This window comes from Photobacterium sanctipauli, assembly GCF_003026495.1.
In the GTDB taxonomy this organism is placed as follows: Bacteria; Pseudomonadota; Gammaproteobacteria; order Enterobacterales; family Vibrionaceae; genus Photobacterium; species Photobacterium sanctipauli.
The window spans coordinates 410,768-431,510 of record NZ_PYMA01000001.1 but is presented as its reverse complement, the minus strand read 5'-3'; the positions used below and the strand labels follow the sequence as shown (position 1 = coordinate 431,510).

Below are 20,743 nucleotides of genomic sequence, written 5' to 3'. Positions count from 1 at the left end.
TTATAAAATTAATTCTGTTGGGCTTCAGATGTCGGGATGTTGCCAGAAATGAGTTGGCCAATTTTTTCAGCAGCGAAAACAAAGGAGTAGAAGATCATTAAGGCACCGCTAATTGGTAGACAGAAATAGATGTAACCCATTTCCAATCCAAGGGCCGGTGTTACCTGTCCGGTAGCCAATGTTTTGATGGCGAGGTTACTACCGCCGTAAACCAGTACCACAAAAGCAAAGGTGGCGATGGCCATCTGGATAATGATTTCGTTGATTAGCTTACGCTTGCCACTTAGCTTCATTGTTAGTAGGTCGATAGCAAGGTGGCGCTTCAAGCCGGTAGTGTAGGCGGCGCCAATCAAGGCAACCCACATAAAGAGGTAGCGGGCAAGTTCATCGGTAATAGTACTTGGTTTACCAATCACATAGCGGGAGATCACCTGCCAGATCACACAGAAAACCAAGAAAGTAGAGAGTGAAACAGTGAATACCGCCAACCCTCTATTGATATAACCAACCAGTTTGTTCATCTTCAGTTCCTTTCAATGTGAAGCGTCCGTTAGGTTTGGTTAACCAATGTAAGAAAGTATTAATGCTTTCTATGGGGACAGACGCTTATTTCTGGTTGGGATTATAAGAAAGGGGTATGAAAAGTCATGTGAGGGACATCACACTTGTATTGGTTGACCAATTATAGGGTGGTTATTGTGATTTGGGTCAACCAATTTGACTTTTGGGTTTGACGATTTGTTCGATTGGCGACAATATTGGCCCCGTAAGCAAACATACCCTACATAAATGGATTACCAATCTCACGGAGATAACAATAATGATGACACGCAAAAATGTGTTAACAGCAGTAATCGGCGCAGCTTTAACCTTTGGTGCAACAGCTTCTGTTTATGCAGCAACGACATTCAAATTAAGCCACAACCACCCACGTGACCATGCGGTACATCAAGCAATGGATCACATGGCGAAAGAAGTACGTAAACTGACTGATGGTGAAGTGCGTATCCGTATTTACCCTGATGCACAGCTTGGTACTCAGCGTGAGTCGATGGAGCTAATGCAGAATGGCGCACTAGAAATGGTGAAAACCAATGCGGCAGAACTAGAAGCGTTTGCGCCAGCATACGCAGCCTTTAACCTTCCATACCTTTTCCGTGATAAGTCACACTACTACAATGTTAAGGAAGGTGAAGTGGGCGAAGAGATCCTAGCGTCTTCACGCGACAGCGGCTTCATTGGTGTAACTTACTACGATGCAGGTGCACGTAGCTTCTACACATCGAAACCAATTAACACGCCTGAAGATCTAAAAGGCCTGAAAATCCGTGTTCAGCCAAGCCCATCTGCTATCGCAATGGTGAACGCATTGGGTGGTAGCCCAACACCATTGGCTTACGGTGAGCTATATACAGCACTTCAGCAAGGCGTTGTTGATGCAGCAGAAAACAACATTCCGTCATTCAGCCTAAGCCGCCATAGCGAAGTATCTAAGTACTTCAGCCTGGACGAGCACACCATGGTGCCTGATGTTCTTGTGATTTCAACGAAGGCTTACGATGCACTATCTGACGAGCATAAAGACGCACTGAAAACTGCAGCGGATAGCTCGATGGAACTGATGAAAAAGCTATGGGCTGAGTCAGAAGCGGAAGAACGTGCGAAGGCTGAAAAAATGGGTGTTGAGTTCGTTAAGCCAAACAAAACAGCATTCGTCGAAGCTGTTCAGCCTATGTATGACGAGCTAGAGAAAACGAACCCAGAGCTAAGTGAAATTGTAGAGCGCATCAAAGCGGTACAATAAGCGATAACGCTCAAGAGAAAAACAAGTAAAACAGAGTGTTGCCACACTTTGAGACATAGAGGTTGACCAATTATAATTGGTCATTATGATGGCGTAAGAATGCAATGGAATATAGTGACAATATCATCATGATGCCTTTTGAACCGAAACGACCTTATCAAGAGTTAGGGTTGATACTAAGACAAGAGCTAATTGACGGCCGATATCAAGTCGGTGACCGTCTGCCGCCTGAGCGTGACATCGCAGAGCGATTGAACGTCAGCCGAACGGTTGTGCGCGAAGCGATCATTATGCTTGAGTTGGAAAATTTGGTAGAGGTGAAAAAAGGCTCTGGCGTGTATGTGCTCAATATTCCGAGCCATCCTAATAGCCGCGAAAACGTGATTAGCGATGATGCCGGCCCATTTGAAATGCTGCAAGCAAGGCAGTTGCTGGAAAGCAATATTGCTGAGTTTGCTGCAATTCAGGTGACGCCAAGTGATATCGTAAAAATGCGCGCTGCATTGGAGCTGGAACGAAATGAAATCGCGAGCGGTTCTGAGAACTGCACCGGTGACGAACAATTCCACCTTTGCATTGCCGAAGCAACACAAAACTCTGTCTTGGTAGATATGCTTAAGCATTCCTGGGATCGCCGTGAGCAAAGCCCGATGTGGAAAAAGCTTCATACTCATATTAATGATATGGCTTACCGCGAGGAGTGGCTGGAAGATCACGCTCGAATCCTAGCTGCCATGCAGAGGAAGGATCCGATTGCGGCTAAAAACGCTATGTGGCAACACCTTGAAAATGTAAAGCAACGATTATTAGAACTTTCTGATATTGATGATCCGAACTTTGATGGTTATTTATTCAGTTCGAATCCGGTTGTTCTCTTAGGGGAAAAATAAACCGCAATATCGATGGCCAATATATTTTTATTGGCCACTTTCTCTACAGTAAATATTAAGCTGTATTTTTAAAGTCGATTTAAGTATCTAACTTGATTTAATTCAAGCGGGTTAGGTATGTCTATATTAAGGTGATTGTCATGGAACAAACCTGGCGCTGGTATGGCCCAAATGATCCTGTTTCTCTTGATGATATTCGTCAGGCTGGTGCAACAGGTATCGTTAATGCTCTACACCATATTCCAAATGGTGAAGTATGGACGAAAGAAGAAATTCTAAAACGCAAAGAAATTATTGAAGCGAAAGGATTAACTTGGTCTGTTGTTGAAAGTGTACCTGTACATGAAGAAATAAAAACACAAACCGGTAACTACCAACAGTGGATTGATAATTACAAGCAAACACTTCGTAACCTAGCTGAGTGCGGCATCGATACGGTTTGCTATAACTTTATGCCGGTATTGGATTGGACGCGAACCGATCTTGAGTTTGAAATGCCGGATGGCTCTAAAGCACTTCGCTTTGACCAAATTGCATTTGCAGCATTTGAATTGCATATCCTTAAGCGCCCTGGTGCTGAAAATGACTATTCGGCTGAAGAGCAAGAACAAGCACTGGCGTATTTTAACAATATGTCTGAGCAAGAAGTGGCTAAGCTGACTGGCAATATTATTGCAGGTTTGCCGGGCGCCGAAGAAGGTTACACCCTAGAAGAGTTCCAAGCTCAGCTAGACCGTTATGCGGGCATTAATAAAGATAAGCTTCGTCAGCACATGGCCTACTTCTTAAAAGAGCTCATGCCTACGTGCGATGCGAATGGACTTAAAATGGCGGTTCACCCTGATGATCCACCGCGCCCTATCCTTGGTCTGCCACGTATCGTATCGACGATTGAAGATATTGATTGGCTGACAAATGAAGTACCGAGCAAGATGAACGGTATCACTATGTGTACGGGATCTTACGGTGTTCGTGGTGATAACGACCTCGTTAATATGATCAAGCAGCATGGCGATCGCGTTTACTTTACCCACCTCCGCTCGACCCAGCGTGAGGAAAACCAGTTAAGCTTCCATGAAGCCGCTCACCTAGAAGGTGATGTCGACATGTACAATGTTGTGATGGCGATTTTGGAAGAAGAGCAACGACGTGAGCAAGAGGGCAACACACGCTTGATCCCTATGCGCCCAGACCACGGCCATCAGATGCTAGATGACCTCAAAAAGAAGACCAACCCGGGCTACTCGGCAATCGGTCGCTTGAAAGGTTTGGCAGAAGTACGTGGTTTGGAATTGGCGCTAAAGCGATCATTCTTTAAAAAATAAAACTATCTAGCCCTTACTTAATGAAAGGCCCAAATATGGGCCTTTTTTCGTATTTCTCGATCACATCGACATTTATTTACTCATTATCGCTGTAATCTAACTCTCTTATCTATATTTAGAATAATAGTTGATGGCCAGCAGGGAATGAAAATGGCAAGCAAAACTTCGTTTAAGATAAAAATCATTTCAATTTTAATACTTATATTAATTGTAACAGTATTAACGTCATTTTTTAGTGTTAATTACTTCGTTAGCCGTTATATTTTTGACAGTGACGCTAAAAATATCAATGCACAAATTACCTTGGTTAACGAGAAACTAGCAGAAGATATTAATAGCAAGGTTGTGCTTGCCGAGAATTTATCACTTGGTTTGACGGGGTTGGATGACATAAAGCAACGTAGTGGGTTTTACGCTGTAACCAAAGTCATTTCTGATTTGGTGGTCACCGACCAAGGTCGCATTGATGACGAAAGCTTGGCACAGCAGCGCATTGATCAGGTCGCTTCAGCAAACGGCGTGACAATCAGCGACGTGTTTTACGACGGCGATACACCGTTACTGAGTATCACGATTCCTCGTGATGGTAATAGCGGTGATATTTTTTATGTGGATTTAAGAAGTACGCAGCAATTGCTTTCTCAGTCATCGGTTGAAGGTAGCTACATTGAGTTGCGCGATCCGCAAGGTGAGTTGGTATTCTCGAACCGTATCGAAGGCGATTTGATCCCTTATACCAACCAGTTCAACATCGGTGGGAAAGAGTGGCAGCTAACAGGTTATATCGACCAAGGCTTTATTCAGAAAAATACTAATGCACTAAGCCAAAGTATCACGATGGCGCTACTGCTGGTGTCTTTTGTGATTATTCCGCTGAGTATCTACATCATTAACAGTATTTTCAAACACCTTAGCTCTCTTCGTAATGTTATTGTCGGCTTGTCTAGCGGGGACGCTGATCTTACTCATAGACTGGCGGTATACAGCAATGATGATCTTGGTAAGATTGCAGCAGGGATCAACGACTTCATCGCGAATCTGCAACGTATGATGCTGGATGTCGCCCAGTCGAGCAATGCGATCCAAACCGAAGTGGAGGCGCTAAAAGATAAGGCCGATTCTAATAAGTTGCTGTTAAACAGCCATACCCAAGAAACCGAAAAAGTGGTTACTGCCATCAATGAAATGAGCGCAACGGCAGATACCGTCGCGCAAAGCGGGGTTCAGGCGTCGGAGTTTACCCAGCAGACAAACGTTGAGGCTGAAAAGTCAAAAGAAGTGGTACGTATTGCTGCTGATAGCGTCAATGCTTTGGCCGAAGAAGTTGACGGTATGTCGAGCTCAATCCAAACCATGAGCCAAGACTTTGAGAAAATCGATACGGTGCTGCATGTTATTGGTGAAATAGCCGAGCAAACTAATCTGCTAGCGCTAAATGCAGCCATTGAGGCGGCAAGGGCTGGTGAGCAAGGCCGTGGCTTTGCGGTGGTGGCAGATGAGGTACGTGCTTTGGCAGCCCGAACGCAGCAGAGTACCTCTGAAATTGATGCCATGTTGTCAGAGTTACGCAAGGCCACGTCTGTGGTGGTGCAGTCGATGGAAACGACCAAGGGCAGCTGTTCACAGACGGTTGAACATACAGCGGCAGTGATGGGTTCATTGGATGCAATGACTGGCTCGATTAGTCAGATTAATGATCTGACCGCCCAGATAGCCAATTCTGCCAAAGAGCAAAGTGTAGTAACGGAAGAAGTGAATCAAAACATGATTGCCATTCATGACATGATCCGCGAGTTAAACAACAATGCTGAAGATACTGTTGCAAGTAGTGAGAAGTTAGCCGTCACGAACAGCCAGCTAAATGGCATGGTGGCTAACTTTAAGCTGAGTTAATTTCAATTTCATTCAGTTTCTTAACCAAAGTTAAATTGAACCTGAAATGGTTTGCGGAGGGTGATAATAAGATTTATTATCACCCTCTATAGTTATAGGGAGTCAATCATGAAACAAGCGGTCAGTCGTAAAACCTTGGTAGTTCAAAACACAGATAAAGTGACACCAAACATGTTGCGAATTACCTTGGGTGGTGGTGATATCGATCAGTTCTCAACCGAGAGCGTAGGCCAGTACATCAAGTTTCTTTTTACTCCTTCTGGCTCTACTGATGTCGAAGCGCTTTTTGCCCAAGGCCAAAAGCCAATGATGCGTACCTTTACCATCTCTGGCTATGATGAAAAAGCAAAAGCGGTCACCATCGATATGGCGCTGCATGATGTTGATGCCTCGGTTAGTGTTGAGCCTGGAATTGGCGGTTATGCCTCGGTATGGGCACTGAACGCCAAGGCTGGCGATACCATTTCAGTGGTTGGGCCTAAAGCCATTCAAGGTATCCCGCTTGAGGGGGAGCATTATCTTCTGATTGCCGATATGACCTCGCTAACAGCCATGGCGGCTAAATTGGCAGAGTTGCCTACGCATGCAAAGGGCCATGTCGTAATTGATGTCCCTTCAGAACAAGATGCGCAGCCGTTACCCCGCCCGGAAGGTATGGAGCTGGTTGTGAATGTGTCATCCAAGCAATCCCTTTCTGATGCGATAAAAGCATTACCTTGGCAAGAGAACAGCGATATCGCGGTATGGTGTGCATGTGAATTTAGCCAAATGCGAGAAATTCGTCGTTATATCAACTCGGATAAAGGCGTGGATCGCAAGCTATGTTACCTGAGCAGCTACTGGAAGCAGGGCGTGACGGAAGATGGCCACAAGGTACTTAAGCGTGAAGACAACGCTGCGTTGGAGCAGGAAGGCCAATAGTGGACAAGCTCACCTCCAGGCAAGCCTAATTGCTGGAGGTGAGGAGTAACTGTTCAATTTTCTTTTCGGCGCTGGACCTTGCGTATTAGTGCCATTGCTGCAAGAAAGCTGGCAATAAGAGGTATGGTTGAGGGAGCGGGTACCTCGCCATATAAAGTAAATGCATGGTGCCAGTTATTTCCTTCCGCCATCCATGAGCTCCCAGCATCTAATGAATAGAAGCCTGTTGATGATGAGCTTCCATCTGAACCACCGTCTGAAGTCATCCAGAAGCTTGTACCGCTACCTGCTGCGTTAGGAAGTCGAGAGCCAATCCAATAGGTTTCGGGGGCTAACTCGATGCTTAATCCGAATACTGAATAGTTATAGACAGAGCGATTGAATAGGGTTCCACCTGTTACTGTCCGGGTAAAATTAGAAGTACTAATTGTATTGAGTAAACTACCAGGTTGGCCTGTTTGATTACTATAAATAAAAAACTCGATTAGGCTACCAGGGGTTAATCCATTGTCATCAACGGTAGTGAAATGGAATTCATTGATAGTCACTGCTTGGGTAAAGGTAACATCATCAGTAGTTCTAATATTGGGGAAAACTGGAGGCGATGTTGCTCTGCCATTAAATCCATCAGGAGTTAGATTATTATCCCAAATGAGGGCAGCATGTACTGATGTTACTTGAATTAATAAAAATATAGAGAAAATCAATCTGGTCAACATAGAAAACCTCAACAATGAATAACCGAATGTTCAATATCAGCATATTTCATGTCAGGTTTGATTTTATTAATAAAATCAGGTTTTTATGGTGATTGCTTGGATGCGCTAGCTTAAAGGTGTAAAACATGCTGACATGTATTGTTGGTTTTAAGGCTCAATCTTTGTTTTTTTAATATCCTTAGCCACTAGTGAGTATTTGTAGAGTGCGTTAAAAACCTGTAACCCCGCAGCATGAGAGTGCTGCGGGGTTTGCTTTTTTGATTCGATTACTTGAGAAGCTCCGAGAGCGGAATCATCGGTTGGTCGTTATCAAAGTGAACGATACGCAATTGACCATTATCTTCGATGACGAAACGACGCGGCCATGCAGCATAGCTGATGACTTGGGCTTCTGATCCTGAGTGATCAATCATGCCGTTGACACACTGGATGCCATGCTCGTCTACCAATAGGTAGGTGGAAATACCGAATCCTTGGCAGTAGGTCACCAACTCTTGCCCCATATCCCAATCGATACCGCTGGCATTGGCAAATAGCAGGTCATCACCAAAAGCATCTTGTCCGAAGCGGCTGCGAGATAGTTTGTGGTCATTCAAGTTTGGTGCGGTGCAGCAGAATGTGGAGGCTGCTTCACCCGCTGCCAGCGGCTTGGGTGAGGATTTTACGTTGTAGTCATAGCAATTGAACATTGCCATGGAGGCTGCATAAGCCTGATGCAAGCATTGGCGGTCAAGTAAGCCCTCGTAAGCTGCAAGCGAGGCGCTGGCAACCAACCCACCCCAAAGTGAGTGGTTCATTGGTGCAAGTGCTTCCCACCAACGGTCTGGGCTTTGCATCCGGTAGTCGTTTGAGAAGCCGATATTTGCCTTCATCAGCTCGGCATAGGCCTTGGCTTCTTTCGTGTGGCCGTGTAGCAGTAGGGTTTTGCAAGTTGGGCCGAAACCGGCGTTATCATAAAAGTGCTCGGTGATTGCCCCTTTCATTCCATTGCTGTTAGCGACCATTTTTTCACCGAACTGTTGCCATAGCTTGGCAAGATGCTGTGATTCGGCGGCCATGTTGTTGCTAGCTAGCGCATCAATAACATCTTGGGCATAGTAGACGAATGGCCCGTTGATTTCGGTTTCCTCTTTCTCGCGCTGCGAATGATGCAACTCGGGATCGAGGCGTAGGCGAAGTACTTGGTATGCCCAGTCTAGGTAGGTCACTTTGTCATTAAGGATGACTTCGTCTAGCTGCGAAAGCAGGAAGTAAATTTGACCAATGAAGTCGAGGTCAAAGATGCGATAGAAGCCATCATACAAGCGAGCAGGCTGGGTAAAGTCGCCATCGGTGAACCAATGTGGGCGAATATCATAGGCGGCACAGTGCTCGGCGCTGCGGATCTGCTCTATATCACTGCTGCCAAGCACGTTCTTGATTAGTACGAAGGCTACCTTACCCAAAGACTCCCCTTGATTCGACAATGGCAGGAAAGCATTAGGGCGGGTGGTATCGTCCGGACTGTAGCTCTTTCTCACCAGCCAATCGGCACGTTGCTCAAGCAAATGGGCGATTTCAGGCAGAACATTGAAAATAACCTTGTCTTTTAGCCCGTTATTAAGGGTAATTTCAAGCTTGTGCTCGCCTTCGCTATTTGGCTTGAACGTGAGGCCAAACTGATTGTTGGCATTATGCGTAGTGATATCAAGCGGGGTGGTCGTCAGCTTATCACCCTGCCAGTAAGACACTTCGGCCTTGTCGATAACGACATCGCTAATCAGGCTGATCTTGGCGTTGAACTCGCCCTTTGAGGTGATAACCGGTGAGTAGTCCCATACCGGCTGACCCAACTCGCCCGCTTTGGTGTAAAACGCCTGCTGATCTTGGATCGGGGTGATCAGGTAAGATGCACTCAAGCGTTCGCCAACAGCGAGGGTTTTGCTCTGGTAGCATTCTTGGTATAGCCAATCACATTGCTTTAGTTCAGGCATGGTTTCACCATCTTCTACCAGTGAAGCACGGTGGTAAATTACGCCGTCCAATGATGGGGATACCTGCTCAAAAAAGCGGTTGGTGTAACGGCAATATGTGCCCATAAACTCAGTACGGCCTGTGTGCTGGTACACGCCAAGATGCGGGGCCAAATTGCTGCGCTTAATGGCTGCAAACTTACTAAATTCACCTGACAGGTGGTTGAACACTGCGCAAGACTGCGCCATATTGCGTTCAACGTCGAGATCGCGGTACATCACATTGGCTAGGGATAGCCAAAGGTGCAGCCCTTTAATGTCTATCGTGCTATTGCTGGTGTTTTCGCAGCACAAGCCCGCTATAAAATGGCCATGGTCATCGAACTGGTAACTGATTTTAATATCAAAGCAATCAAATGAATATAAAGCCACGATGCTATTATTATCATTTGAAATTATTGGCTGAATATCTTGGCTGGAAAATTCCAAGTTATTTGCAACAACAGAGAAATTACCAAATAATTTGTCGCAGTCTTGATAGCTTAAGGTATTTAAATAGTCGTGATTAACAACCCAGTTGGTTTTACTTGTATCCTTGTTAATTAATAATTCGGTTAGTATTCCTTGTGCATTACAGCGAACAGTGAATTGGTTATTTTGCAGGGTGTAGCGTTGCATTGTTCGCTCCTTTTTTATCGTTGGTTAAGATCAGTGCGGTAATACAGGTAAAGATGAAAATGGCGATACCCATCCAGATGTAGGTTTGCTCAAACCCATATTCGTCATACAGGCCGCCAACAGCACCGCTGAATAAGAAAGTAAAGAATTGAACAACGAATACCGAGCCAACGAGGTAAACGGTAGAGCAGGCTTTTTCAGTGATCATGGATGCGATGTACTTGAACATCGAAAGCAGGATCAAGGTCCACTCGACCGCGTGGAGTAACTTACTGATGGTAACTGGAGTCGGGTAAGGAGCCACACCCGTCATGATCATGCGAAAAGCAGTAAGCACACCCGCGAAAATCAGGCAGTTTTTAGCACCAAACTTCACAATCAAACCGGCGCAGATGAACATCATGATACCTTCAAAAAAGGTTTGGATGCCGATAACAAAGCTTGCGAACTGCACGCCACTCTCGTATTTATCGAATAGGCTGGTGAAGAATACGGAGAACTGTAGGTCGTACATGTTGTAGATAGAGATAACGAAGGCGCTAAAGAAGCAGATCCCCCAGAAGTCTTTGGTCTTTGAGACTTCCTTCAGTGTTGCTAGGTTAAAGCTCGACCCTTGTGAGTTGGTGGCTGTCTCTTCTTTGATCAGTGAGGCAACAACGATAAATAACAAGCCTGAAATGGAACTCACGACAAAGATATAATCAGGATCAATGGCGATCACGTAACCGGCAACAATGGCTGCAACGGCCCAGCCAAATGAGGCAAATACTCGGGCTTGCCCAAACTCAAAGCCTTGGCGACGGCTGACTTTTTCAAAGAAAGAGTCAATGGTGGCTAAGCCGGCCAGCCAAACAGAGGCAATATATAAAGCACCGACAAGGGCACCCAAAGTAAAGTTACTTTGTAGTAGCGGCTTATATACATAAAGTACAAATGGGTAAGATGCCGCAAATAGTAAACCAATTGTATAAATAAGATTTTTACGGCTGCCAAGCTTATCGGAAATAACGCCAAATAGAGGCAAGACTAATAAGGATAAAAGGGCATTTCTTGATTGTACAATACCAATTTCAGTTCGGCTTAAACCAACCCCAAATTCCAACCAGTTACCGTATAAAGAGGCAAGTGAGGAGACTGTAAATACAGCCATAAATAATGCCATACAAGAAAGTATGTATATCTTTCTATTCATGTTACTCTTCCACATAGTTAATTGATGGCGTGATGTTAGTCGTGCCTCAGGTGTGTTTTTGCCACATCCATCACAGAAATTCTTTATTGCTCTTTTCGGGTTTTTCATCTGTGAGTCATGCTGTACACCTAACTAAAATTTAGTTTATCTACTGAAGATTTTTAGTGAGTAAGTGATGAAAAAAGTAACGCTCAAAGATATTGCCGCCCATACGGGCTTCTCGCCAACAACGATCTCAGTAGTGCTGCGTGGTTCAGAAGGCATTCAAATCAGTGCCGAAACCAAAGCAAAAATCATCGAGGCTGCAAAAGAGCTAGGCTACTTCTCAACACCTAAGCCACCAAAGGCTAACCAAGCAGAGCGCAAGAAAATCGCGATTCTGGTTGACGCCATCTTGCATGATGACCCGTTTATTGCGTCCTTGCAATCAATGAAAGAGGCGTGTTGGACCCATGACCACATTCCGGTGATTTTCGACTTCCACCACAATTATGAGTTAGCAAGAATCGTCCTGGATGATGTCAAATACGGCCATTATGCTGGTTTGATTATCGCGACCCAGCGTACGGGGGGACTGCCTTCTGAAATGCTGGAAAAAATTAACTTGCCCACAGTGTTGCTAAATTGCCGAACAAGCCACCATCGGTTTACCACAGTGCTGCCCTGTGACGAAAAAGGCGGGTATTTGGCAACCCAGCACCTGATTCAGCAAGGCTTTAGCCGAATTGCTCATGTTACCGGGGATATTAGCTCACCTGCATCCATAAACCGCCTGAGGGGATTCAAGTCGGCATTGGCCGATCACGATGTATTGCTGAATGAGGAATGGATCAGCCCCGGTAAGTGGACCGTTAAAGATGGTTATGAGGCTGTGCTGAAAATGCTGGAGCGCGAGCCTAAGCCGGATGCCATTTTTTGCAGTAACGACATGAGTGCGGTTGGCGCGTACTTTGCGTTTATCGAGAAGCAGCTGAAGGTGCCGGAAGACATGGCCGTCATCGGCTATGATGACATGCTCATTTGCGAGCAACTCACGCCCAAGCTAACCACTATGAGCACCCCTTACCGCAAGATGGGGCAGGTTGGTGTCGAGCGTTTGCTGAGTGAGATGGCAGGGTTGGCGAAAGGGCCGGTTGTGCTCCAGGTTGAGCCAGAGTTGATCATTCGTAACTCAACCGGCCGATAACCTATTGAGCAAAAAGTTAGCAGAGCATAGGATAGAAGGTTGCGACTCTTCGCCTCCATACCAGCAAGGAATGCTAACTTATGTCCATTACGTTTACCCAACTCCATTACCAAAGTGCAACGACCGATCTATCGATTCCTGAGTGGCAAGTTCAACCAAACCAACATTGGGCGATTTTTTCCAGTTACGGTCAAGCTGGTACGCTGCTTGTTGATCTTATTGGTGGTGATCTTGAACCTAGCTCAGGCAGCATCCACGGTTTGCCTGAGAAGCTGGGTGTGGTGTCGCTTGCTCGCCAGCAAGCCTTGTTAGAAGCAGAGATAAAAAAAGACGATACGGATTTTCTCGATAGAATCGATACGGGTTCAACGGTGGAGCAGCTGGTTCGCGAATGCTGCGAAGATGCCGGCGAACTGGAAGCGATTTTACAACAGGTTGATCTAGTGGCATTGCGAGAACGTGGCTTCCGTATGCTTTCGACCGGTGAAACGCGGCGTTTAATGTTGGCCAGAGCCCTAGCCTCAAAACCCGCATTGCTTGTGCTGGATGAACCTTATGCTGGGCTCGATATTCAACACCAGCAGGACTTGTCTGCATTACTCAATAAACTCAGTACAACTGTTCTGCTATTGCTTGTGACCTCGCGTGAAGATGAGCTACCTGATTGTATTAGTCATATTGCGTTGTTTGATGGTGGCAAGCTCAGCCAAACAATGAGCCATGAAAAGTGGTATCACCACCCTGTATTGCAGCAGTTAAAGGCGCAATCGGCTGAGCGCAGTGAGGAAGTACTTGCCCTTATTCGCCAGAATCGACATCAAGCCGCCATGCCCGATCCGCTGGTGGATTTGAAAAATGGCAAAGTAGAATACATTGATAAGCTCATTTTTGAGAGCGTGAATTGGCAAATCAATCATGGTGAACATTGGCAGGTTCGCGGGCCGAATGGTTGCGGCAAGAGCACCTTACTTGGGTTGATTTTTGGTGATCATCCACAGTGTTACAGCAATGACATTACGATCTTTGGTATGAAGCGGGGCAGTGGCGAAACCGTTTGGGATATTAAGCAACATATCGGCATGGTGTCGTCTGCGCTTCACTTGCAGTACAGGGTGTCGTGTAGCGCATTAGATGTGGTGTTATCGGGTTTCTACGACTCCATTGGGTTGTACCAGCAACCTAGCCAGAATGAGATAGAGCAGGCAAAAGCCTGGCTGGCGATTTTCCATATGTCTGAGTTGGCTTCGGTGTCTTTCCGCCAATTGGAGTATGGCCAACAGCGATTGCTGTTGATCGCGCGGGCACTTATCAAAAAGCCAGTGTTGCTGATTTTAGACGAGCCATATCAAGGGTTGGACTTTCTTAACAGGAAGCTGGTTTATAACGCCTTAGAGATGGTTGCGCGGGAGAATTTAAGCCAGCTATTGTATGTCTCACACCATGTAGAGGATGCACTGCCAAGTATTACCAACTTTGTGGAGTTTGTGCCATTAACTGATGAAGAAATTGATAGCGTTGCTTACACAGTAAACATAAAACACGACTAGTCCTACCTATAAAGTTTATACCCAAGTTAATTTCGTCGCTCTGACTTTATTAAGCTTGGGTGTAACCATAACCCATGTATTTAGAGTGCTTTTTTATTAATCTTAATAAACGCTAAATTATTTCTATAAAAGACAATAAATGAATGGTTGTGTAAAATTATTAACAGCTAATTAATGGTGTTTTCATTTCTCATTTGCGAGCGGTTATCAATAATAAAATCCTTTAAATTCAGTTATTTGTCGGCTTGATTGCAGGCGGTAATAAGCTTGTAGTAATTTATTATTTCCATGCTTTGTTTTTTCTATTAAATAAATTTATTTTCAGTGAAATTTATTTATACATAGCTTCTTAAATTGATATTGATCATTAATTTTCCACGATTACTACTTTAGTATCATCGAAAAAATAATATGTTAAAGAACTTAGCGATTTGCAAAATCAGAGTACATTTGATTGTGCTTTGCGAGTTCTTCCATCACATCATAATGGTCGCAATATGAAAAACTGGATAAATGAAGCAATCCTATCGCCGATCAAGCGTCGTACCTTCATTAAATGGGGTGCAGCTGTGGGTGGCGCTGCTGCAACTGTGGGTACTGGCCTTCCTTTAAAGGCTGTGGCTAAGACAGAAGAGGTTGCTGGTGAAACCGATACGGTTTGGTCAGCATGTATGGTTAACTGTGGTAGCCGCTGCGCGCTACGCGTTCATACCAAAGATGGCGTAATCACCCAGATTGAAACGGATAACCGTGGTGATGACACTGAGTTCGGCAAACACCAAATTCGAGCGTGTCTACGTGGTCGCTCTATTAAGCATCGCGTATATAACCCAGATCGCCTGAAATACCCTATGAAGCGAGTGGGCGAGCGTGGTGAAGGTCGTTTCGAGCGTATTACCTGGGACGAAGCGCTGGATTTAATGGCTGACAAACTGAAGTACACCATTAAAGAGTACGGTAATGACTCTATCTTCATTACTTATGGCTCGGGTACTCAGGGCTACCGTACCGACGGTAAAGATTGCTTCAAGCGACTATTTAACATGATGGGTGGTTTCCTAGATTACTACGGTAACTACAGCTGGGGCCAAATCCAGTTTGCATTGCCATTTACTTACGGTGATAAGAAGGCATCGGCATTCGGCTCATATACAACTGAAATCGAAAATGCTGAATTGTTGGTAATGTTCGGTTACAACCCGGCTGAAACTCGTATGAGTGGCGGTGGTGAAATTCACGAGTATATTGCGGCGCAACGCAAGAAGAATGTACGTACTATTATTATCGACCCTCGATACACCGACACTATGTTGGGTAAAGAAGATGAGTGGTTGGCTATCCGCCCGGGCACTGATGCGGCATTGGTAGAAGCGATTGCCCATGTGCTGATCACCGAAGATTTGGTTGATCAGGCGTTTCTAGATAAGTACTGCCAAGGTTTTGATGAGAAGACATTGCCGGCGAGCGCGCCTGCTAATGGTCACTACAAAGCTCACATCCTAGGCCAAGGCCCGGACGGTATCGAGAAAACACCGAAGTGGGCGGCAGAGATCACAGGTATTCCTGAGAAGAAAATCATCCAGCTGGCTCGCGAAATCGGTACAGCCAAGCCTTGCTTCATCACTCAGGGTACAGGTATTCAGCGTCAGGCTAACGGTGAGCAAACGTCTCGCTCAATCGTGATGCTACCAATTTTGACTGGTAATATCGGCTTGCCGGGAACAAACACGGGTGACATGCCTGCAAACTACGGCTACCCAGCGCCACGTATTCCGGTTGATCCTAACCCTGTGAAAGTCAAAGTGCCGTTCTTTAAGTGGAGCGATGCCATTTGGCGCCACGAGGAAATGACCAACAGAACAGATGGTATTCAAGGTGACGAGCGCCTTCACACGCCGATTAAGTTCATCCTCTCATACTCAGGCAATATGTTGATGAATCAGCATTCCGACCTTAATCGCCATGCAGAAATCATCAAAGATGAATCGTTGGCCGAGTTTATTGTCGTGTGCGACAACCACATGACCGCTTCTGCCCGTTATGCTGATTTGCTGCTACCTGACGTTACCACTATCGAAAACAACGAAGTGAGCTCTGATGGCTATTCATCTGGCTCAATGGCTGGTCTGTGGCCGCTGGTTCGCGCCATTGAACCACTATACGAAACACGCAGTGCCTACCAGATGTGTGCCGAGCTATCTAAGCGCTTTGACCTGTATGACCAGTATACCGAAGGTCGTAACCGTGATGAGTGGCTGGAATACTTGTATGCCGAGCGCATGAAGCAAGACCCGAATATTCCTTCATTGGAACAACTTCGTAAAGACGGCCCATACACGGTTGTGGCACCGAAAGAAGGCCGCATTGCCCTGGAAGACTTCCGCAAAGACCCAGAAGCGAACCCGGTTGGCACGCCGTCAGGCCGTATTGAGATCTATTCAACCAAGCTAGAAACCATTGCTAAAGAGTGGGAGCTAAAAGAGGGTGATGTGATCACGCCGTTGCCACAGTACGTGACAACATGGGAAAGCCACTTGGATCCGAAAACCAAGTCATTCCCGCTGCAGCTATTTGGCTACCACACCAAAGGCCGTACCCACTCGACGTACCACAATATCCCGTGGCTCCGTGAAGCGGTATTTGACGGTATTTGGATGAACCCTATTGATGCCCAGAAGCGCAACCTGAAGAGTGGCGATTTCGTGAAGGTATGGAACGACCGTGGTGAAATTCGTGTTGCTATCAAGGTAACACCGCGCATCATGCCGGGCGTAACGGCGCTAGGCCAAGGTGCTTGGTATAGCCCTGACAAGAAAGGTGTAGACCAAGGCGGTTGTATCAACTCGCTAACGTCGCAGCGTGCCACGCCGTTATCGAAAGGTAACCCGCAGCACACCATTCTAGTTGAAGTAGCCAAGGCCTAAGGAGAAGCGTAAATGACTCAATATGGTTTCCACGTTGATACCAGTAAGTGTACTGGCTGCAAAACGTGCCAAGTATCTTGTAAAGACAAAAGTGATCTACCAGTAGGCGTTAACTGGCGCCGTGTATACGAGTACGCTGGTGGTGATTGGGTGCAGCACGAAGACGGCACCTTTACCAATGATGTATTCGCTTATTACATGTCTATCAGTTGTAACCACTGTAGCAACCCGGCATGTACCAAAGCATGTCCGACCGGCGCGATGCACAAGCGTAAAGAAGACGGCTTGGTGGTTGTCGATGAAGATGTGTGCGTGGGTTGTCGCTATTGTGAAATGGCATGTCCTTACGGCGCGCCTCAGTACAACCCTGAAAAGAAAAACATGACCAAGTGTGACGGTTGCTACGAGCGTATCGGCACGGGTCAGCAGCCTGTTTGTGTCGAATCTTGCCCGCTTCGTGCGATTGATTTTGGCCCGATCCAAGAGCTTCGCCAGAAGTACGGTGCGCGTGCTGATATTGCACCGTTGCCGGATCCACGCTTGACCAGCCCGAACCTGATCGTTAGCACTTGCTCGAACAGCAAGCTAAGCGGCGACACCAAGGGTAGCATTCAAAACCCAACGGAGGTGGGCGCATGAGCCAGTTATCGTTAGTCTTCTTTACCGTGCTGGCACAAAGTGCCGTGGGTATGTTCATCGCCCTTGGTTTGGTTGAAATGCTGTTTAAGCCAAACGAAAAAAGCATGACCCGTAGCTTTATTGCGGTATTCGTGTTGTTGGGTATTGGTGCAATTGCGTCAGTCACCCACCTGGGTCACCCGCTGCGCATGTTCAATGTCATGTTTGGCTTGGCGCACGGTAGTGCATTGAGCCTTGAGATTGTAGGCTTGAGCCTATTTGGCGGAGCAGGTGCGGCCTACACGGGTATGCGTATGTTCAACCTAATGCCAGCCGCTCGTAAGCTATTGCTACCGGTTGCGATGGTGCTTGGTGTGGTCTTTATTATGGCCATTGCCAATGTCTATACCTTGGCGACTGTACCGACATGGAATACGCCATTTACGTCATTTCAGTTCCTAATGACAGCAGCCGTTCTTGGTCCAATCGCAGCGGCAGTGATGCTGCGTGCTCAGTCTACTGGTATGGGCGAGTTGGGCGAAAAAGCGGATCGCACACTGGCTGTGTCTGCGGCGGGCTTTGGCCTTGTGGCATTGATGGGCTATGCCGCATACCTGGTATGGCTAGGTCAATTGGATGTCCACGTAAACCCGTTTGAAGTGGTGGATTACTCATTCCGTTTGGCAATGATGCGTGTAGGTTTGCTACTGGCTGGTGTATTATTCTGGCTAGTGAGTGCAATGAAGGGCGCCTGCAATGCCAAGCATGTTGTGATTGCCAGCTTTGTTTTGGTGTTAGTGTCTGAATTTATGGGACGCGCCTTCTTCTACGATGTTTATATCAGCGCAAGTGCTGGCATGTAATTGTCAGTGTTTTAGGCGTTAACGCTAATTCACTATTTGATTAAGCAAGGAAGGCTGATTATTCAGCCTTCTTTTTTGGAAAAAATATGACTGAACAACAATTTCAAACTGTCGCAGGCTTGTCGTTAGTGAGCCGCTTTTTCTATCAAGCCTTTCACCAAGCGCCATCGGCAGAATTTATTGATGCCATCTACCAAGATGCCCTGGTTGAGCAATGGCCGCTGGATGCTGATAATGACTCACTAGCGCAAGGCCTGGCACTGCTTAGGAATAAGCCGGACTTAAAAGCACTGTCCGCTGATTTCCAGGACTTGTTTATTGGCCCTGATGCTTTGAAAGCCGCCCCATGGGCATCGGTATACCTAACAGAAGAACAAACTATCTTCGGTAAGCCAACGCTGGCAATCAAGGAGTTCTATGCACAGTTTGGCGTTGAAATTGATACCGGTGAGCGAGAGCCTGAAGATCACATTGGTTTAATTTTCACTTTCCTAGCGCACCTTACAGAAATGGCATTGCAACAGGACATTGATGATGACAAACCATCACCTTTACTTTGTGCATTGGAAAAATTCCTGACTGAGCATGTGTTACCATGGGCTCCGCGTATGCTCCATATCATGCGTGAACAAGCCGAGACGGATTTCTATAAAGGGATCAGCTTGGCGGCAGAAGGTACATTGCGTCAGTTTGCCCATTTGGTTAAAGCGGATTACCGAATCGTTCGTTTGTACCGATAACGGATCGGGTTGGCAGGGTAAAAAGGGTTAGCGGTATGGTAGAAAAAAGCGAAAAGTATTACAAAGCAGTGCTTGAGCACAAGCAGGTGAGCCGTCGCGGCCTGTTCCGTGGATTGCTATCGGGGGCAAAGAAAACCCAGCAAGCCGCGATTGCCGAGCCGTTTACCCGCAAAGTGGCCCGCCCGCCGCAAGCCGTTGATGAAGACTTGCTGGCTAAGTTGTGTGACGGTTGTGGCGAGTGCGAAAAAGCCTGCCCACAACAAGTGATCAGTATGATTGAAGGCAAGCCAGAACTTCACTTGGACTGTAACTACTGCACCGACTGCGGCGAATGCCAAAAGGCCTGTCCAACTCAGGCGCTCTCCAACAATATTGCTTCAACCGGCATGATCCCTGTCTTTAGCGGTGCATGCCGTCGAGTACTGCATGGCTATTGCGATATGTGTGCCGAAGATTGCCCGAAGCAGGCTATCGATTTAACTGATAAGCGCCCAGCAGTGATAAAAGCGAACTGCACGGGTTGCGGTCAGTGCCGGATGTCATGCCCGATGGGGGCGATCAGCTTTGAGTTAACCGTGATTCAACCTGTACCTGTTCAGGCTTAATTGATAAGAATTTAACCAACCAGGTCCATCTATACAAAAGCGGCGAGTGCACTGTTTAAACAACCAATGTTTTGACAGCATGGCACTCGCCGCTTTTTTGTCGCCGGGTTTTGATGGGGCTAGCTACCGTAATACATGCAGATGCGGCTGCCGTTCACTTCTTGGATATTGAACTCGATACTGTAAATATCTTCCATAATTGGCTTTTGAATGACATCGTCAACCTTGCCGCTCTTGATGACTTCCCCTTTGCGCATGGCAACGATGTTGTCGGAGTAGCAAGAGGCGAAGTTGATATCATGGATCACGATAACCACCGCCTTGTTCATCTCATGGGCAAGACGACGAATGGTTTGCATGATCTCAACCGAGTGCTTGATATCAAGGTTGTTTAGCGGCTCATCCAGAAAAATATAATCCGTATCTTGGGCAACGACCATGGCAATGAAAGCCATCTGGCGCTGCCCACCGCTGAGTTGATCCAAAAATTTGTCTTGGATATGGGTAATATCTAGGTGGGTCAGAGCTTCGTCGATGATGCGGTTGTCTTCATCGGTTAAGCGCCCTTTACTGTGCGGAAAGCGGCCAAAAGCAACCAACTCACGGATTGTGAAGCGCATATTGATGTTGTTCGACTGGCGCAATACCGCCAAGCGCTTAGACAATTCCTGGGTGTCCCACTGTGATAGGGGCTTGCCTGCAATCAACACCTCTCCGGCATCGCTTTCTGTCAGGCGGCTTGCCATCGATAGCAAGGTACTCTTACCAGCCCCGTTGGGGCCGATAATGGATGTTACCTCTCCTAATGGGAACAGGGCACTTGCCTCGCTAACCACCAAGGTGTCGTTATATTTCTTAGATAGTCCTGTTAATTTAATCATGATAA

17 protein-coding genes are annotated in these 20,743 nt (G+C 46.4%); 12 read left to right on the top strand and 5 right to left on the bottom strand.

Translation table 11 applies throughout. The annotated features are described in order from the left end of the window. Positions 1-8: 8 nt before the first annotated feature. Complete coding sequence (locus tag C9I98_RS01875; RefSeq protein WP_036828334.1) at positions 9-521, bottom strand: TRAP transporter small permease; 513 nt, start codon at positions 519-521, stop codon at positions 9-11. Positions 522-820: 299 nt separating this feature from the next. Here C9I98_RS01875 and C9I98_RS01870 point away from each other — a divergent pair, with 299 nt between their 5' ends. The 5 genes from C9I98_RS01870 (at position 821) to C9I98_RS01850 (ending at position 6,833) form a co-directional block, all read left to right on the top strand. Next, entirely contained in the window at positions 821-1,804 is a 984-nt protein-coding gene (locus C9I98_RS01870) for a TRAP transporter substrate-binding protein (RefSeq protein ID WP_036827422.1), read from the top strand. A 104-nt stretch (positions 1,805-1,908) separates the two neighbouring features. Next, positions 1,909-2,694, top strand: a complete 786-nt coding sequence (locus tag C9I98_RS01865) for an FCD domain-containing protein (RefSeq protein WP_036826436.1) — start codon at positions 1,909-1,911, stop codon at positions 2,692-2,694. A 140-nt stretch (positions 2,695-2,834) separates the two neighbouring features. Further along, positions 2,835-4,019, top strand: a complete 1,185-nt coding sequence (gene uxuA, locus C9I98_RS01860; protein WP_107271497.1) for a mannonate dehydratase — start codon at positions 2,835-2,837, stop codon at positions 4,017-4,019. 150 nt (positions 4,020-4,169) lie between these two features. Next, positions 4,170-5,912 (top strand): methyl-accepting chemotaxis protein, encoded by a 1,743-nt coding sequence (locus C9I98_RS01855; protein ID WP_107271496.1) that lies wholly within the window; start codon positions 4,170-4,172, stop codon positions 5,910-5,912. Positions 5,913-6,020: 108 nt separating this feature from the next. Beyond that, the gene (locus C9I98_RS01850; protein WP_036818093.1) at positions 6,021-6,833 is read left to right on the top strand and encodes a siderophore-interacting protein; all 813 of its coding nucleotides are present in this window, start codon (positions 6,021-6,023) and stop codon (positions 6,831-6,833) included. Between the two features lie 53 nt (positions 6,834-6,886). Here the strand turns inward: C9I98_RS01850 and C9I98_RS26425 are convergent, their stop codons facing one another. From C9I98_RS26425 to C9I98_RS01840, 3 genes are all read right to left on the bottom strand, one after another. Continuing rightward, on the bottom strand, positions 6,887-7,552 hold the full coding sequence (locus C9I98_RS26425; protein ID WP_146153848.1) for a hypothetical protein: 666 nt from the start codon (positions 7,550-7,552) through the stop codon (positions 6,887-6,889). 266 nt (positions 7,553-7,818) lie between these two features. Next, a complete protein-coding gene (locus C9I98_RS01845) occupies positions 7,819-10,182 on the bottom strand; it encodes a hypothetical protein (RefSeq protein ID WP_051901934.1) in 2,364 nt (787 codons plus the stop codon). Next, complete coding sequence (locus C9I98_RS01840) at positions 10,157-11,374, bottom strand: oligosaccharide MFS transporter (RefSeq protein ID WP_281260918.1); 1,218 nt, start codon at positions 11,372-11,374, stop codon at positions 10,157-10,159. Before C9I98_RS01840 ends, C9I98_RS01845 begins: the two co-directional genes overlap by 26 nt. A 175-nt stretch (positions 11,375-11,549) precedes the next feature. On the opposite strand from C9I98_RS01840, the gene C9I98_RS01835 reads away from it, so the two are divergent. The 7 genes from C9I98_RS01835 to C9I98_RS01805 all read left to right on the top strand — a co-directional run bounded on the left by C9I98_RS01835 (position 11,550) and on the right by C9I98_RS01805 (position 19,857). Further along, positions 11,550-12,560, top strand: coding sequence for a LacI family DNA-binding transcriptional regulator (locus C9I98_RS01835; protein WP_107271494.1), 1,011 nt, complete (start codon positions 11,550-11,552; stop codon positions 12,558-12,560). A gap of 80 nt (positions 12,561-12,640) precedes the next feature. Then, a complete protein-coding gene (modF, locus tag C9I98_RS01830) occupies positions 12,641-14,107 on the top strand; it encodes a molybdate ABC transporter ATP-binding protein ModF (protein ID WP_036822297.1) in 1,467 nt (488 codons plus the stop codon). 497 nt (positions 14,108-14,604) lie between these two features. Then, positions 14,605-17,031, top strand: a complete 2,427-nt coding sequence (locus C9I98_RS01825) for a DMSO/selenate family reductase complex A subunit (RefSeq protein ID WP_036824313.1) — start codon at positions 14,605-14,607, stop codon at positions 17,029-17,031. 12 nt (positions 17,032-17,043) lie between these two features. Beyond that, complete coding sequence (locus C9I98_RS01820; RefSeq protein ID WP_036824315.1) at positions 17,044-17,670, top strand: DMSO/selenate family reductase complex B subunit; 627 nt, start codon at positions 17,044-17,046, stop codon at positions 17,668-17,670. Further along, entirely contained in the window at positions 17,667-18,512 is an 846-nt protein-coding gene (locus tag C9I98_RS01815; protein WP_036824317.1) for a dimethyl sulfoxide reductase anchor subunit family protein, read from the top strand. The genes C9I98_RS01820 and C9I98_RS01815 overlap by 4 nt, the downstream gene beginning before the upstream one ends. Before the next feature lie 86 nt (positions 18,513-18,598). Beyond that, on the top strand, positions 18,599-19,252 hold the full coding sequence (locus C9I98_RS01810; protein WP_036824318.1) for a TorD/DmsD family molecular chaperone: 654 nt from the start codon (positions 18,599-18,601) through the stop codon (positions 19,250-19,252). Positions 19,253-19,287: 35 nt separating this feature from the next. Then, positions 19,288-19,857, top strand: coding sequence for a 4Fe-4S binding protein (locus tag C9I98_RS01805; RefSeq protein ID WP_036824319.1), 570 nt, complete (start codon positions 19,288-19,290; stop codon positions 19,855-19,857). Between the two features lie 119 nt (positions 19,858-19,976). Here C9I98_RS01805 and C9I98_RS01800 read toward each other — a convergent pair whose 3' ends face one another. Further along, positions 19,977-20,738 carry an iron ABC transporter ATP-binding protein gene (locus tag C9I98_RS01800; RefSeq protein WP_036824320.1) on the bottom strand — a complete coding sequence of 254 codons (762 nt, stop codon included), beginning with the start codon at positions 20,736-20,738 and terminating at the stop codon, positions 19,977-19,979. Positions 20,739-20,743: the final 5 nt, after the last annotated feature.

What these genes read in the sequence shown, in the direction of transcription:
- C9I98_RS01845 (WP_051901934.1), bottom strand. Translation starts at nt 10,182, where the DNA reads ATGCAACGCTACACCCTGCAAAATAACCAATTCACTGTTCGCTGTAAT.
- C9I98_RS01815 (WP_036824317.1), top strand. Translation starts at nt 17,667, where the DNA reads ATGAGCCAGTTATCGTTAGTCTTCTTTACCGTGCTGGCACAAAGTGCC.
- modF (WP_036822297.1), top strand. Translation starts at nt 12,641, where the DNA reads ATGTCCATTACGTTTACCCAACTCCATTACCAAAGTGCAACGACCGAT.
- C9I98_RS01810 (WP_036824318.1), top strand. Translation starts at nt 18,599, where the DNA reads ATGACTGAACAACAATTTCAAACTGTCGCAGGCTTGTCGTTAGTGAGC.
- uxuA (WP_107271497.1), top strand. Translation starts at nt 2,835, where the DNA reads ATGGAACAAACCTGGCGCTGGTATGGCCCAAATGATCCTGTTTCTCTT.
- C9I98_RS01835 (WP_107271494.1), top strand. Translation starts at nt 11,550, where the DNA reads ATGAAAAAAGTAACGCTCAAAGATATTGCCGCCCATACGGGCTTCTCG.
- C9I98_RS01805 (WP_036824319.1), top strand. Translation starts at nt 19,288, where the DNA reads ATGGTAGAAAAAAGCGAAAAGTATTACAAAGCAGTGCTTGAGCACAAG.
- C9I98_RS01800 (WP_036824320.1), bottom strand. Translation starts at nt 20,738, where the DNA reads ATGATTAAATTAACAGGACTATCTAAGAAATATAACGACACCTTGGTG.
- C9I98_RS01850 (WP_036818093.1), top strand. Translation starts at nt 6,021, where the DNA reads ATGAAACAAGCGGTCAGTCGTAAAACCTTGGTAGTTCAAAACACAGAT.
- C9I98_RS01820 (WP_036824315.1), top strand. Translation starts at nt 17,044, where the DNA reads ATGACTCAATATGGTTTCCACGTTGATACCAGTAAGTGTACTGGCTGC.
- C9I98_RS01875 (WP_036828334.1), bottom strand. Translation starts at nt 521, where the DNA reads ATGAACAAACTGGTTGGTTATATCAATAGAGGGTTGGCGGTATTCACT.
- C9I98_RS01825 (WP_036824313.1), top strand. Translation starts at nt 14,605, where the DNA reads ATGAAAAACTGGATAAATGAAGCAATCCTATCGCCGATCAAGCGTCGT.
- C9I98_RS01840 (WP_281260918.1), bottom strand. Translation starts at nt 11,374, where the DNA reads ATGAATAGAAAGATATACATACTTTCTTGTATGGCATTATTTATGGCT.
- C9I98_RS26425 (WP_146153848.1), bottom strand. Translation starts at nt 7,552, where the DNA reads ATGTTGACCAGATTGATTTTCTCTATATTTTTATTAATTCAAGTAACA.
- C9I98_RS01855 (WP_107271496.1), top strand. Translation starts at nt 4,170, where the DNA reads ATGGCAAGCAAAACTTCGTTTAAGATAAAAATCATTTCAATTTTAATA.
- C9I98_RS01865 (WP_036826436.1), top strand. Translation starts at nt 1,909, where the DNA reads ATGGAATATAGTGACAATATCATCATGATGCCTTTTGAACCGAAACGA.
- C9I98_RS01870 (WP_036827422.1), top strand. Translation starts at nt 821, where the DNA reads ATGATGACACGCAAAAATGTGTTAACAGCAGTAATCGGCGCAGCTTTA.